We start from the raw sequence: 12,931 nt of genomic DNA on the forward strand, positions 1-12,931 counted from the left end.
CTTCGCCAAGCAGAAGGTCAACGCGTCCATCGCGGTCAGCGCTCTTCCTTCTGCAGGAGAGAACGCACCAGTGGAGTGGCCCCTACCCGCCGTCGTGACGCACCGACAGGGCGGCGGTGCACCACCTGCGGCCACCAGAACCACCGACCCAGCAGCGCCGCGATCGCAGGCGTCATGAACGCGCGGACTATCAACGTGTCGAACAACAGACCGACACCGATGGTGGCACCAAGCTGTCCGATCGTGACGAGGTCACTGACCACCATCGACAACATCGTGAAGGCGAACACGAGGCCCGCGGCGGTCACCACCTTGCCGGTGCCGCCCATCGCCCGGATGATGCCGGTGTTTATCCCGGCGTGTATCTCCTCTTTCATCCGTGACACCAGCAGCAGGTTGTAATCGGAACCGACCGCCAAAAGGATGATCACTGACATCGCGAGAACAACCCAGTTCAATGGGATGCCCAGAATGTGCTGCCAGATCAGCACCGAGAGGCCGAACGCCGCACCCAATGACAGCGCCACCGTACCCACGATGACCAGGGCGGCGACAAAACTCCGCGTGACAATCAGCATGATGCCGAAGATGAGACAGAGCGCCGCGGTCGCCGCGATCAAGAGGTCGTAGGTGGACCCGTCGACGATGTCCTTCGCCGACGCCGCGGTGCCGGTGAGATAGATGCTGGCGTTCTGCAGCGGCGTTCCCTTGAGCGCCTCCTCCGCCGCGATCTGGATGGGTTCGACGAGCGCCATACCCTCGGGTGTCGCGGGGTCGCCCCGTTGCGAGATGAGCATCCGAGCCGCCTTCCCGTCGGGTGACAGGAAGATGTCCATGACGCGTTTGAAGTCCTCGTTCTCGAAGACCTCAGGAGCTAGGAAGAACGAGTCATCGTTCTGGGCGGCGTCGAAAGCCTTACCCATCGCGGTGGCGCCATCAGTTGACGCCTCCATTTGCGACATGATCCCGGTCATGGTGCTGTGCATCGTCAGCATCATGTTCCGCGTGTCCTTCATGGTCTGGATCATCACCGGAAACTGTTCGACCATTTGCGGCAGGAGTACATCCAGTTTGTCGAGGTTCTCGACTAGACCACGCATCTTTGCGCTGATCTGATCGACCCCGTCAAGCGTGTCGAAAACGGACTTGACCGCGAAGCAAACCGGAATGTCGTAGCAATGCGGTTCCCAATATAGGTAGTTGCGTATCGGCCTGAAGAAATCGTCGAAATTCGCAATGTGATCCCGCAGCTCATTCGTGATGTCTTCCAACTCATGCGTTGTGGTGACCATTTCATGAGTTGCGGTGACCATCTGCTGGGTCAACGATTCCATGCGCTCCATGATGCCGATCGTTTCCAGCATGTCATCGGCCTGGACCAGCAGGTCTTCCATCCGATTCTTCTGGAACGGCATCAGCTGCGACTGGGATGCGCTGCTCATGCTGAGCATGTACGGAATCGTCGTGTGTTTGAGCGGCTCGCCTCCTGGGCGCGTTACCGACTGCACCCGGGAAACGCCGGGGACGGCCTGGACGCTTTTGGCGAGTTTGTTGAGCACCAGAAAGTCTGCCGGATTCCGCATATCGTGATCGGCCTCGATCAACAGAATATCGGGGGCCATCATCAACGACTGGGGGAAATGCCGCGCTGCGGCCGCGTAGCCCACATTGGCGGGGATATCCTGCGGAATGTACTTCTGGTCGTTGTAGCTGGGCTGGTATGCGGGGAGTGCCAACAGCCCGATGAAGCTGACCGCGAATGTCGCGATGAGAATTGGCCCGGGCCACCGAACAATTGCCGTGCCGATTTTCCGCCAGCGACGAACCATGATCTTGCGCTTGGGCTCGAAAAGCCCAAAGCGGCTACCCACGGCGATAACTGCCGGCACGAGCGTGACAGCCACAGCGACCGCGACGACCATACCCACGGCGGTGGCGACACCAAGAGACTGATAAACGGGCAGCCGGGTGAAGTGCAGACAGAGAACCGCTCCGGCGATCGTCAAACCGGAGCCCAAGACCACCTTGGCGACGCTGCGATAGCAGGTGTAGAACGCGGTTTCCTTGTCCTCACCGGCCTGACGCGCCTCCTGATAGCGGCCGGTGAAGAATATGCCGTAGTCCGTTCCAGCCGCGATCGCGAGCGCTACCAGCAGATTGACGACGAACGTGGTGATACCAATGATCCCCATGTCGCCGAGTAACGCGACAAATCCTCGGGCCACCGTCAATTCAATGCCGACGATGACCAGCATCAGAATGACGGAGATGACGGATCGGTACACGAGCAGCAACATCGTGAAGATCACCGCGAGGCTCAACACCGTGACCAACAGGACTGTCCTGTTGCCGGCGGGGCCCAGATCGGCGGCGAACGCGGCCGGGCCAGTGACATAGGCCTTGACCCCCGGCGGTGCAGGCGTCCCGTCCACGATGGCCCGGACGGCTTCCACTGACTTATTCGCCGAGACGCCCTCCGTGGGAGGGGCCAGGTTCAACTGCGCATACGCGGCCTTGCCGTCGACACTCTGCGCAGCGGCCTGTGTGATCGGATCGCCCCAGAAATCCTGGACGTGCTGCACATGCTCGGTGTCGGCTTCCAGCTGGCGAATCATCGCGTCGTAGTACTCGTGTGCGGCGTCGCCGAGGGGTGCCTCACCCTCCAAGACGATCATCGCCACAATGCTGGAATTTGACTCCCCGAATACCTCGCCCATGCGCTCCATCGCCCGGAACGACGGTGCAGCATCCAGATTCATCGCTACCGCATGTTCCTTCTCGACCTGCTCGAGAGAGGGAACGGTCATGCTCAGCACAACGGCGATCGCCAACCACCCAAGGATGATCGGCACCGCCAACCGACGGATCATCCGCGCTACGCGTGGCGGCCGATGGCTTATCTGCAACGGCTCCGTTGAAGGTTCGCTTGGCGCGGTCATGCGGCCTTCAGTTGACAGAAGGTGAACGCGCTCACGCCCTGTTTGACCTTCTCGTCCTTGACATCATCGCCGACGAGGATGCGGCACCCGATGCTGTCCGAGTCGCCCTGCGCGGTGACGTTTCCGATGGACGTCGCCTCCGAGATCGGGAATTCCACTGACCACGGCAACGTCGCGTCCTTGACGAGCTGTGGCTCAGCATCGGCATCGAAATAGCTGATGGTCGCCACTGTTCCCGGGGGGCCGAACACCTCGTAGACCATGTGCTTGGGGTCGTGGGGTCTTTTCTCCTCACGCTCGGCGCTGGCGTAGGTGGGACGAGTCTCGCTGCCGAAGACACCATGCAACCGCGACACCGTGAATCCTCCTGCAATTCCCACCACTACAAGGACTAGTGGGATCCACAGCCGCGTCAGAATCCTGAAAATCGCGAGTTACCTCCGCCTATTTCCGCGCCCGGCACCGAGTCGAGTGCTCGAACCTGCAACTTCACATCGGACGCGATCACGATAGAGCGGACCTCGAATGCGGCAGCATTCCCGGCTCGCCGTGCGCCAGATACCGCAAACTTTCGGCACCTCGATGAACGCGTTCCAATCCCGACGAGTAAACCATGTCGGTCACTACCTAGCGGGTCAAACGAAAAGTTGACGGGAAACCCCCAGATGCCTTGACATCACGTGGACCCGCGCACTCCGGCACATCAACCAATGACGCGTCGATAACTGCGACTGCCATTTCTTGTCTAGGCGTGATGGCCCGATGGCAGCTACTAAGTCCTTTGCTCGCTGGCCACTCGTCGACATCGCGACGGCCGCATGAGCGCTAGATCGTGGTGACGTTCTCCGGGCCCCAGTAGGCCTTCATCGAGGTGATCTCGCCGTCGGCGTTGAAGTGCATAACCTCGATGGGTTCGATGCGAAGCTTCGTCTCACCCATCGTGACGGTGATCGCGAAGACGAATGCCGCCTCGTTGCCCCCGACTCGGATGTGCAGCAGCTCAGTGGCGATCTCGGCGTTGGCCGTCGCTCCGTAGAAGCCGGCGATGGCCTCACGTCCGATGTGGACCTCGCCGCCGCCTACCGGGTCCTCCAGTGTGGCGTCCTCGGCGTAGAGGGCGGCCACGTCTGCGGGGGTGCCGGTGGCGACCGTGTCGAGGTAGCGCTTGACGTTGGCGGCGGGGTCGACGGTCATGCGCCGCACGCTACACGGCAGCGCCGAGTGCGGTGGCCAGTTCCCCCGGGGTGGTGACGGGAAGGTCGCACACCCTTCCCCGACAGACGTACGCGGCGTCCCGCCCGCCGATCCGGTCACGGCCTGCGAGCAGCTCGGAGGAGTCCACCGCGCCGCCCACGACCACCGCACCTCCGGGTGCGAGCATCCTTGCCGCGGCCAGCAATTCGGAGTCACCGGGATCGCAGGCGACGGCGATCTGAATCGGCCCGCGCACAGCGGCCTCGGCGACCGCCAGCCAGTGCCCACCCGAGCGCGGTGCCCTCGCCAGGATCGGTGTGGCCGCGTTCAGGGCCGCGACCGCCGCGGCCTGATACCGGTCGGCGTGCGGGCTGGGCGCCAGATGCGCAGCGAGTTGCAGCGCCTCAGCGATCAGCGCGGCCCCTGACGGCGTGGCCCCGTCGATCGGGTCGGCGGGACGAACCACCAGTGCTTCGGCGTCGTCGGCGGTGTCGAACCAACGGCCGGCACGTGCCGGGTCGGCGAAGTGGTCAAGCGCGATGTCGAGCAGCAGGCACGCGGTGTCCAGCCACCGCTGGTCGGTGGTGATCTGGTGCAGCGTCAGCAGAGCGGTCGCCAGTGCCCCGTGATCCTCAAGCGTCGCGGCGCTCTCTCCGACGACACCACCCAGACTGGCTCGTCGCAGCCGGCCGTCAACCACATGGAGGTCGACGATCGCGCGGGCACACGCCGTTGCGGCGTCGAGCAATTCGGGCTCACCGAGAACATGCGACGCCTCGGCCAGCGCGGTGATCGCCAACCCGTTCCAGGACGTGATCACTTTGTCATCGCGGCCGGGTTGCGGCCGTTGGGCGCGCACCCGCGCCAAACGCGCGCGAACACGCTCGGACCGGTCGCCGTCGTCGGCATCGACGGGCAGCTGGAGCACCGACGTGCCGTTCTCGAAGGTGCCACCGGGCGTGACGACGAAAGTCGTTGCCGCCCAGTTTCCGTCGTCCTCACCGAGAGCATCGGCCAGCTGGGCGGGCGTCCAGGCGTAGGTCAGCCCCTCGACACCGTCGGTGTCGGCGTCCAGCGACGAGGTGAACATCCCACCGGCGCTCAGCGCATCCACGATGAACCGCGCGGTCTCCCGGGTGACCCTGAGTGCCAGGGGGTTCACGGTGCGGCGAGCCCAGTGCCCATATGCCCGCAGCAGCAGCGCGTTGTCGTAGAGCATCTTCTCGAAGTGCGGCACCACCCATGCCTCATCGACGCTGTACCGCGCGAAGCCACCGGCCAGCTGGTCGTAGATGCCGCCGCGTGCCATCGCGGTGCACGTCCTCTCGACGGTTGCCAGCGGTTGCTGCGCACCGGTGCGTTCGTGACTTCGCAGCAGCGCCTCAAGCAGGGCAGACGGTGGGAACTTGGGTGCGGAACCGAACCCGCCGTTGACTGAGTCCTCATCGCCGACCACGCTCGCGACGGCGCTATCGCACAGATCGGGGTCAAGCGCAGGGCCTCCGCCGGGCAGGCCCGACGACATGGACCGCAGCTCTGTGGCTATCTCGTCGGAGGCCCGTTCCACCTCGGCGCGACGGTTGCGCCAGGACTCCTCGACCGCCTCGAGCAATTGCAGCAGACCCGCCTTCGGGTAGTAGGTGCCGCAGAAGAACGGACGACCGTCCGGGGTGAGGAAGCACGTCATGGGCCAACCACCCTGACCCGTCATCGCGACGGTGGCGTTCATGTACACGGCGTCGAGGTCGGGGCGCTCCTCGCGGTCCACCTTGATGCAGACGAAGCCGGCGTTCATCGCGGAGGCAACCTCGTCGTCGGCGAATGACTCGTGAGCCATCACGTGACACCAGTGGCATGCGGCATAGCCGACCGACAGCAGGATCGGCAGGTCGCGCTCAGCGGCCTCGGCCAGCGCCGCCGGTGTCCACTGCCGCCAGTGCACCGGGTTGTCGGCGTGCTGGCGCAGGTAGGGGCTGGTGGCCGCCCCGAGTTCGTTAACCCTCGGGCTCACGCCGCGGGTTCTCGGCATCTGTCGCGATGGTGGTGCCCTCGTCTGCGGCCTGGTCCGGTTCCGGATGCTCGCGATCGAACGAGTCCGGCAGCCGCTTGAGGTGCCGGTTCATCGACCACACCAGAAAGAACGTGCCAATGAGCAGGACCACCACGACGAGCAGGCCGAAGGGACTGGCCTTGCCGAAGTCCGGCCCCGTCTCGCGGGGTCCCTCCTCGGCCAGCAGGCCTGCAATGATCAGCAGCGAATCGGTCATGGCTCAATCCCCGCGAACAGGTCGTCCTCGGGAAATCGGACGGGAACCCTGGATCGGGCCAACTCGAACTCCTCGGTGGGCCACAGCCGCTGCTGCCACTCGATGGGCGCCGCGAAGAAGTCGCCCTCCGGGTCGATCTGGGTGGCATGCGCGCGCAACGCATCGTCACGCTGCGCGAAGTACTTGGAGCACTCAATGCGAGTGGTCACGCGGTGTTCGAAGATGTCGAGCTCCGGATCCCAGTGCTTCAACCACTTGTCGAACGGACCGTGCTGTCCGTGCTTGGCGAACTCGTCCTGAATCAATTGCATCCGCTTCCGAAGGAACCCGTGGTTGTAGTAGAGCTTGGACACGTTCCACGGCTCACCTGCCTCTGGGTACCGAAGGTAGTCGCCTGCCGCCTCGTACGCGGCCACTGACACCTCGTGGCAGCGGATGTGGTCCGGGTGCGGGTAGCCCCCGTTCTCGTCATAGGTGGTCAGCACGTGCGGCCTGAACTCGCGGATGAGACGGACCAGCGCGCCCGTCGACTCCTCGAGCGGGGCCAGCGCGAAGCAGCCCTCCGGCAGCGGCGGGAGCGGATCGCCCTCGGGCAGCCCGGAGTCCTCGAACCCCAGCCACGCGTGCTCGACACCGAGGATCTCGGCGGCCTTGGCCATCTCGTCGCGGCGGACCTCGTGAATCCGTCCGTGCACCTCGGGCAGGTCCATCGCCGGATTGAGGATGTCCCCACGCTCTCCCCCGGTGAGCGTCACCACCATCACGCGGGCGCCTTCATCGGCGTAGCGCGCAGTGGTCGCCGCGCCCTTACTGGACTCGTCGTCGGGGTGGGCGTGCACCGCCATCAACCGCAGTTCGCTCACTCGTGTCTACCTGCTCGCTTCACTCGTCGGGACTCGCCGCTCGGTTCCAACAACTTGGGGTAGCCCTATAGTTCCAGTCGTACTCGACCCATCCGAACTCAGACCCATGCCCATGCCATTGCTCAGGGTCCCAAGGGAACGTCAAACCTCTCATGATCGAGCGTCCGACCGCCCGCTACGGGCGTCAGCGGCTGTCGCGCATCGGCCGCCGCCGCATCGCGATCGGTATGACCCTGTTCATCGTCGTGCTTGGCGTGATCATCGCGACCATCGGCTACCAGCGCCTGGGCACGAGTGATGTGAAGGGTGAACTGACCGCCTATCGCCTCGTCGACGATCGGACCGTGGAGGTCACCGTCGGCGTCACCCGCGATGATCCCTCCCGGCCGGTGGTGTGCATCGTGCGCGCACGATCAGTCGACGGTAGCGAGACAGGCAGACGCGAGATCCTGGTTCCGCCGTCGTCGCAGGTCACCGTGCAGGTGGACGCCATCGTGAAGACCACGAAGCCGGCTGCCGTCGGCGATGTCTACGGCTGCGGAACAGACGTTCCCGGCTACCTGGTGGCGCCCTGATCGAGCCGCCCGAGCGGCCCTCCCGGCAACCTCCCGACCAACGTCCGGCGGCAAAAGCGTAAAGAGCGGCTGACCTCGCGGTGGTACCATCGATGGGTACACGGTTCCCATCCTGGGACCGTGTATTGCTGCATATGCGCGCGACTAGGCGCTTGCGATCGCGGCAATACACATGAACTTGCACCAACGAATGCGGGACCTACGACAGGAGCGCGACGATATGACCGACACTCAGGTCAACTGGCTGACCCAGGAAGCACACGACCGTCTGAAGGCCGAGCTGGACCAGCTGATCGCTCATCGACCCGTCATCGCCGCCGAGATCAACGACCGCCGCGAAGAGGGCGACCTGCGCGAGAACGGTGGCTACCACGCGGCTCGCGATGAGCAGGGCCAGGAAGAGGCCCGTATCCGCCAGCTGCAGGAACTCCTCAACAACGCCAAGGTCGGCGAGGCGCCCAAGCAGTCCGGCGTCGCGCTGCCCGGCTCGGTCGTCACGGTGTACTACAACGGTGACCAGTCCGACGAGGAGACGTTTCTGATCGCCACCCGCCAGGAGGGCGTCAGCGACGGCAAGCTCGAGGTCTACTCGCCCAACTCGCCGCTCGGCGGCGCGCTGATCAACGCCAAGGAAGGCGAGACCCGCGAGTACACGGTCCCCAACGGCAACACCGTCAAGGTGACGTTGGCGAAGGCCAAGCCGTACCACTCCTAGTAGGCCGGTAGCCCGCCGCCGCACTCCGCAGTCGCGACTCAGTTCGCGGCGGGAGGCTGCACTGATCTACCGTCCGTTACGTGGCGCAGATCGCCGAGGACCTCTTCCTCCTGCTGTTGGACAACGCTGCCGCGCAGCCCGCGCTGGAGCGTGACCGTCGTGCGCGGTTGCTCGCGGCGGCGGCGCTACTCGATCTCGCACACGCGTGTCTCATCCGGCCCGCCGTGACCGGCGATCCGGTGGAGTCGGGCATGCTCCTGGCGCTCGACGGCCGCGGTCCAGTGGACCCGGCGGTCGGACCCGCGCTGGAACTGCTGCAGCGGCGACCGCTCACACCCCGCACCGCGGTGTCGAAGCTGCGCAAGGGCGCGCAGGAACAAGTCGCCAGACACCTCGAGCGCCTCGGCGAGATCCGCCGAGTCGACTTGCCCTCCAGGCGATCCACCGCACCGCACGCGTGGCCTTTCACCAACCGGCACCGCGTCGGCCCGGCACGTGCAGCCGTGCTGTCCACGCTGTTCGACCGCACACCGCCCACCCCGTCGACCGCGGCGATCGTCACGCTGCTGCACGCGGGCGACGGCCTCGGCGCGCTGTTGAGCCTCAACGACCGGGGTTGGCGGTGGGTGCACGCCCGCGCCAGCGAGATCTCCAGCGGTAGTTGGGTCGACGAGTCACCGACGACGCTGGCTGAGGTCAACCTGGCCGTAACCGCCTCGGCGGTGCGGTCAGCGCTGCTGTAGCGCCTGGTCGAGGTCGCCAAGCAGGTCGGCGATGTCCTCGATGCCGACCGACAGCCGCACCAGGTCCGCGGGTACCTCGAGTTGTGAGCCCTCCGTGGATGCGTGGGTCATCGCACCGGGATGCTCGATGAGCGACTCCACACCGCCGAGCGACTCGGCCAGGATGAAGATCTCGGTGCGCGCGCACAACATGTGTGCGGCGTCCCGGCCACCGCGTAGCCGCACCGACACCATCCCGCCGAAGCCCGACATCTGGCGGGCGGCGACATCGTGGTTCGGGTGGCTGGGCAGACCCGGGTAGAGCACGCTCTCGACGGCGGGGTGCTCGTGCAGGAACTCCGCGACCCGCGCGGCGTTCTCACTGTGCCGCTGCATCCGCAGCGGCAGCGTCTTCAGTCCGCGCATGGTGAGGTAGGCGTCGAACGGTCCCGGCACCGCACCGGCGCCGTTCTGCAGGAACGCGAAAGCCTCGTCGAGTTCCTCGTCGTTAGTCACCAGCGCACCACCGACCACGTCGGAGTGCCCGCCGATGTACTTGGTGGTCGAGTGCAGCACCACGTCCGCGCCCAGCGCCATCGGCTGCTGCAGCGCCGGCGACGCGAATGTGTTGTCCACCAACACCTTCACCCCCGACGTCGACGCGAGCTGTGCGATCGCCGAGATATCGGCGATCGACAGCAGCGGATTGGTCGGCGTCTCGACCCAGATGAGCCTGGTCTTGTCCGTGATCGCGCTCTTGACGTCGTCGACGTTGGTCAGTGCCGCAGGCGTATGGGTGACACCCCACTGGGAGAACACCTTGTCGATCAGACGGAACGTGCCGCCGTACGCATCGTCGGGAATCACGACGTGATCACCCGGCCGCAGGATCGCGCGCAGTGCACAGTCGGTGGCCGCCATACCCGAGCTGAAGGCCCGCCCGAAGGTGGCGCCCTCGACGGCCGCGAGCGAGGTCTCCAGCGCCGATCTGGTCGGGTTGCCGGTGCGGGCGTACTCGAAGCCGCCGCGCAGACCACCGACGCCGTCCTGGGCGAACGTGGAGCTGGCGTAGATCGGCGCGTTCACCGCACCGGTCGCCGGGTCGGGCCGGTAGCCGGCGTGAATGGCCTTCGTCGCGGGACCGTAGGCCTGATACGCGTCTGTCTTCGACCGCTTCTCGCTCATGGTCGATCAGGGTAGCGCTGTCGAACTCAGCTCTCGAATGCAGACAGTCGTGACGAGCTTGTCGGCGAAGGTCTGGTGACGGTTGTCCCACAACGGCCACAGGAAGCCCAGCCCGAGGCTGACGAGATTCACGAGCTGTGCCGCGAGCCGGACGAGAGCCAAGAGCACGCCAACCGGTTGACCCGACTCCGCGCCCACCACGGCCAGGCCCATCGCGGACTTGCCAAGGGTCGCGCCTCTGCGGCCCTGCCGGTACCCGAAGTTCCACGCGCCGTACCCGACGACGCCCAACCACGCCGCGACGAAGGCCACCACACCCGCAACGCTGATACCCGAACCACATTGAGCAGCCAGGTCAAGCGCCGACGTGTCACCGTCACAGGCGCGAATTCTGGTGAGCCACATCAGCCCCAACGCCAGCACCGCGATGCCCAGGATGGGTAGCGCGTCAATCACAACCGCGCCGGCACGCCGCGGCCATGGCGCGTACTGCGGGCCGGTCCTGGTGACCACTGGTTCCCCTCCTGGAAGTTGCGGCTGGTTCAAGCAGAACACGACGGCCCCGCGGTGGTGAGCCGCGGGGCCGTCGTGCCACTGTCTTTGGGCCGGACTACGGGGTCAGCGGCGCGACCTGACCGCCACTGAGTCGACGGTAGGTGAACACCAGGAACAGCGCCGCCACCGGAATGGCCACCAGCAGGCCGACACCGCAGAGCAGCGAGCCTACGAAGGTCGTCGCGGCGATGACCAGGTAGGCCAAGAGCACCTGCACGAAGTTCGCCTTGACGATTTCGAAGCTGCCCTTGATCGCATCGATGGCACCGGTTCCGCGATCGACGACGATGACCGTCGTGAAGATCGCGAACAACGCCACGACGAGGCCGGGGACCACACAGAGCGCGTAACCGATGGAGGTCAGCACTCCGACGATCAGGGTGGCGATGATCACGTTGGTGACGTTGCGCGGCTTGAAGAACGAGCCGATCGTCACCGGTTGCCCATTAGCGATATCCAGCACACCACTGAGGAACGCCGACTGAACCGCGGCGACCAGCACCAGCAGCAGGAGGCCGCCGAGGATGAGCACCACGATGCTGGCGGCGCCCAATCCCGCGTTGTACGAGTACGAGAAGCTGGTATCGGTCTCATAGGACTCGAAGGTGGAGTCCGGCGCCAGGGCCATCGCGGTGCCGTACACGATCCCGTAGACGATGCTCACGATGATCGCGTACACCAACGTGGGGACGATCAACGGAACCGCGTTCTTGCTGAACTTGTTCCACGCCCACGAGAAGGCCTCGCCGACGCTGTAGACCGGCGCACCGTATCCCGGTCCACCGACGGGCGGGTATCCCGGCGCGGGCGGATATCCCTGCGGCGGTGGCGGGTAGCCGCCCTGTGGGGGCGGTGGGTAGCCGCCCTGCGGGGGCGGTGGGTAACCACCCTGCGGCGGAGGCGGATAGCCACCCTGCGGGGGCGGCGGATAGCCACCCTGGGGTGGTGGCGGGTAACCGGCGGGGGGTGGTTGCTGCTGGTAGCCGCCGCCCTGCGGAGGCTGGTAAGCGCCACCCTCCGGCGGAGGCGGGTAACCACCCGGCGGAGGCGGGTAGCTCCCGGGTGGCGGTGGGGGCGGTTGTTGAGTCATTACGCCGTGCTCCTGATGTGTTCGTACCGTTGATGTCTCGTACCGGGTTGGTACCGATTGTGATGCTGACGGGAGAAAACGCCGGCCCGCGGCGAACACCGCGGGCCGGCGAATCTCGTTGTTGACAAATTCTTACAGAGGAACCGCAACTGTGGTGATGATCTTATCCACCAGCGTCTGACGCTTGGCATCCCACAGCGGGAACAGGACGGCGACCAGCCAGAGGATGCCGCAGGCGGCGCTGGCCACCATATAGCAGAGTTCACGCACGACCGACATCCCGAAACCGATTGGCTGCCAGGTCTTCTCACTGACGATCTTGAACTTCATGATCGACTTGCCGATGCTCGACCCGGTGGTGCCCTGCCGGTAGCCGAGGTTCCACACCAGGTACGCCAACCCGATGACGACCGAGAGGATCAGCGCCGTGACACCGAGGGTGGAATTGCCCGAGGAGCAGAAGTCACCCAGTTCGTACTCGGACATGTCGGTGACACACACCGTTTCCTGAGTCGCCAGCTCGATGCCGTAGCCGATGCCCACGATGATCATGTATGGCACGTAGTCGATGAGCCACGCCAGCACGCGGGTCCCCCACGGCGTGTACGCGTCAGTCGGCAGCGCGGCGCCGGGGCCTCCCGGTGCACCCGCGGGCGGCGGGTAGCCACCACCCTGCGGAGGAGGAGGCGGCGGATAGCCACCACCCTGCGGCGGCGGAGGCGGTGGGTAGCTCCCACCAGGCGGCGGAGGCGGATAGTTCCCGGGGGGTGGCGGTTGATCGGTCATTGGCGCCTTCCAGTGATGAATTAGCTGGGAACAAGCGGTT

Annotated in this window: 13 protein-coding genes; 3 read left to right on the forward strand and 10 right to left on the reverse strand. The window is 65.4% G+C overall.

What is annotated here, in order from left to right:
* Window positions 1-35: 35 nt before the first annotated feature.
* The 6 genes from ABIA65_RS09140 to mca form a co-directional block, all read right to left on the reverse strand.
* On the reverse strand, window positions 36-2,939 hold the full coding sequence (locus ABIA65_RS09140; protein WP_241403623.1) for an MMPL/RND family transporter: 2,904 nt from the start codon (window positions 2,937-2,939) through the stop codon (window positions 36-38).
* A complete protein-coding gene (locus tag ABIA65_RS09145; protein ID WP_354523748.1) occupies window positions 2,936-3,346 on the reverse strand; it encodes an MmpS family transport accessory protein in 411 nt (136 codons plus the stop codon). The genes ABIA65_RS09140 and ABIA65_RS09145 overlap by 4 nt, the downstream gene beginning before the upstream one ends.
* Window positions 3,347-3,764: 418 nt before the next feature.
* Window positions 3,765-4,133, reverse strand: a complete 369-nt coding sequence (locus tag ABIA65_RS09150) for a nuclear transport factor 2 family protein (protein ID WP_241403622.1) — start codon at window positions 4,131-4,133, stop codon at window positions 3,765-3,767.
* A gap of 10 nt (window positions 4,134-4,143) precedes the next feature.
* On the reverse strand, window positions 4,144-6,162 hold the full coding sequence (locus ABIA65_RS09155) for a thioredoxin domain-containing protein (RefSeq protein WP_354523314.1): 2,019 nt from the start codon (window positions 6,160-6,162) through the stop codon (window positions 4,144-4,146).
* Complete coding sequence (locus ABIA65_RS09160) at window positions 6,128-6,400, reverse strand: hypothetical protein (protein WP_241403620.1); 273 nt, start codon at window positions 6,398-6,400, stop codon at window positions 6,128-6,130. The genes ABIA65_RS09155 and ABIA65_RS09160 overlap by 35 nt, the downstream gene beginning before the upstream one ends.
* Window positions 6,397-7,263 carry a mycothiol conjugate amidase Mca gene (gene mca / locus ABIA65_RS09165; RefSeq protein WP_241403619.1) on the reverse strand — a complete coding sequence of 289 codons (867 nt, stop codon included), beginning with the start codon at window positions 7,261-7,263 and terminating at the stop codon, window positions 6,397-6,399. Before mca ends, ABIA65_RS09160 begins: the two co-directional genes overlap by 4 nt.
* Before the next feature lie 152 nt (window positions 7,264-7,415).
* Between mca and ABIA65_RS09170 the strand changes: the two genes are divergently transcribed.
* The 3 genes from ABIA65_RS09170 to ABIA65_RS09180 all read left to right on the forward strand — a co-directional run bounded on the left by ABIA65_RS09170 (window position 7,416) and on the right by ABIA65_RS09180 (window position 9,296).
* Entirely contained in the window at window positions 7,416-7,838 is a 423-nt protein-coding gene (locus ABIA65_RS09170) for a DUF4307 domain-containing protein (protein WP_241403618.1), read from the forward strand.
* A 220-nt stretch (window positions 7,839-8,058) separates the two neighbouring features.
* Window positions 8,059-8,553, forward strand: coding sequence for a transcription elongation factor GreA (gene greA / locus ABIA65_RS09175; RefSeq protein WP_241403617.1), 495 nt, complete (start codon window positions 8,059-8,061; stop codon window positions 8,551-8,553).
* An 80-nt stretch (window positions 8,554-8,633) separates the two neighbouring features.
* Window positions 8,634-9,296, forward strand: coding sequence for a GOLPH3/VPS74 family protein (locus ABIA65_RS09180; protein WP_354523315.1), 663 nt, complete (start codon window positions 8,634-8,636; stop codon window positions 9,294-9,296).
* Here the strand turns inward: ABIA65_RS09180 and ABIA65_RS09185 are convergent.
* The 4 genes from ABIA65_RS09185 to ABIA65_RS09200 form a co-directional block, all read right to left on the reverse strand.
* Window positions 9,282-10,460 carry a cystathionine gamma-synthase gene (locus ABIA65_RS09185; RefSeq protein WP_354523316.1) on the reverse strand — a complete coding sequence of 393 codons (1,179 nt, stop codon included), beginning with the start codon at window positions 10,458-10,460 and terminating at the stop codon, window positions 9,282-9,284. The genes ABIA65_RS09180 and ABIA65_RS09185 overlap by 15 nt on opposite strands.
* Before the next feature lie 6 nt (window positions 10,461-10,466).
* Window positions 10,467-10,973 carry an RDD family protein gene (locus ABIA65_RS09190; protein ID WP_354523317.1) on the reverse strand — a complete coding sequence of 169 codons (507 nt, stop codon included), beginning with the start codon at window positions 10,971-10,973 and terminating at the stop codon, window positions 10,467-10,469.
* Window positions 10,974-11,070: 97 nt separating this feature from the next.
* A complete protein-coding gene (locus ABIA65_RS09195) occupies window positions 11,071-12,105 on the reverse strand; it encodes a DUF2189 domain-containing protein (protein ID WP_354523318.1) in 1,035 nt (344 codons plus the stop codon).
* A gap of 132 nt (window positions 12,106-12,237) precedes the next feature.
* Window positions 12,238-12,891, reverse strand: coding sequence for an Rv1078 family RDD domain-containing protein (locus ABIA65_RS09200; protein ID WP_354523319.1), 654 nt, complete (start codon window positions 12,889-12,891; stop codon window positions 12,238-12,240).
* Between the last annotated feature and the right edge of the window lie 40 nt (window positions 12,892-12,931).

Source organism: Mycolicibacterium sp. 624 (genome assembly GCF_040548615.1).
Classification (GTDB): Bacteria; Actinomycetota; Actinomycetes; order Mycobacteriales; family Mycobacteriaceae; genus Mycobacterium.

What these genes read in the sequence shown, in the direction of transcription:
- ABIA65_RS09155 (WP_354523314.1), bottom strand. Translation starts at nt 6,162, where the DNA reads ATGCCGAGAACCCGCGGCGTGAGCCCGAGGGTTAACGAACTCGGGGCG.
- ABIA65_RS09195 (WP_354523318.1), bottom strand. Translation starts at nt 12,105, where the DNA reads ATGACTCAACAACCGCCCCCACCGCCACCCGGGAGCTACCCGCCTCCG.
- ABIA65_RS09170 (WP_241403618.1), top strand. Translation starts at nt 7,416, where the DNA reads ATGATCGAGCGTCCGACCGCCCGCTACGGGCGTCAGCGGCTGTCGCGC.
- ABIA65_RS09160 (WP_241403620.1), bottom strand. Translation starts at nt 6,400, where the DNA reads ATGACCGATTCGCTGCTGATCATTGCAGGCCTGCTGGCCGAGGAGGGA.
- ABIA65_RS09150 (WP_241403622.1), bottom strand. Translation starts at nt 4,133, where the DNA reads ATGACCGTCGACCCCGCCGCCAACGTCAAGCGCTACCTCGACACGGTC.
- greA (WP_241403617.1), top strand. Translation starts at nt 8,059, where the DNA reads ATGACCGACACTCAGGTCAACTGGCTGACCCAGGAAGCACACGACCGT.
- ABIA65_RS09200 (WP_354523319.1), bottom strand. Translation starts at nt 12,891, where the DNA reads ATGACCGATCAACCGCCACCCCCCGGGAACTATCCGCCTCCGCCGCCT.
- ABIA65_RS09185 (WP_354523316.1), bottom strand. Translation starts at nt 10,460, where the DNA reads ATGAGCGAGAAGCGGTCGAAGACAGACGCGTATCAGGCCTACGGTCCC.
- ABIA65_RS09140 (WP_241403623.1), bottom strand. Translation starts at nt 2,939, where the DNA reads ATGACCGCGCCAAGCGAACCTTCAACGGAGCCGTTGCAGATAAGCCAT.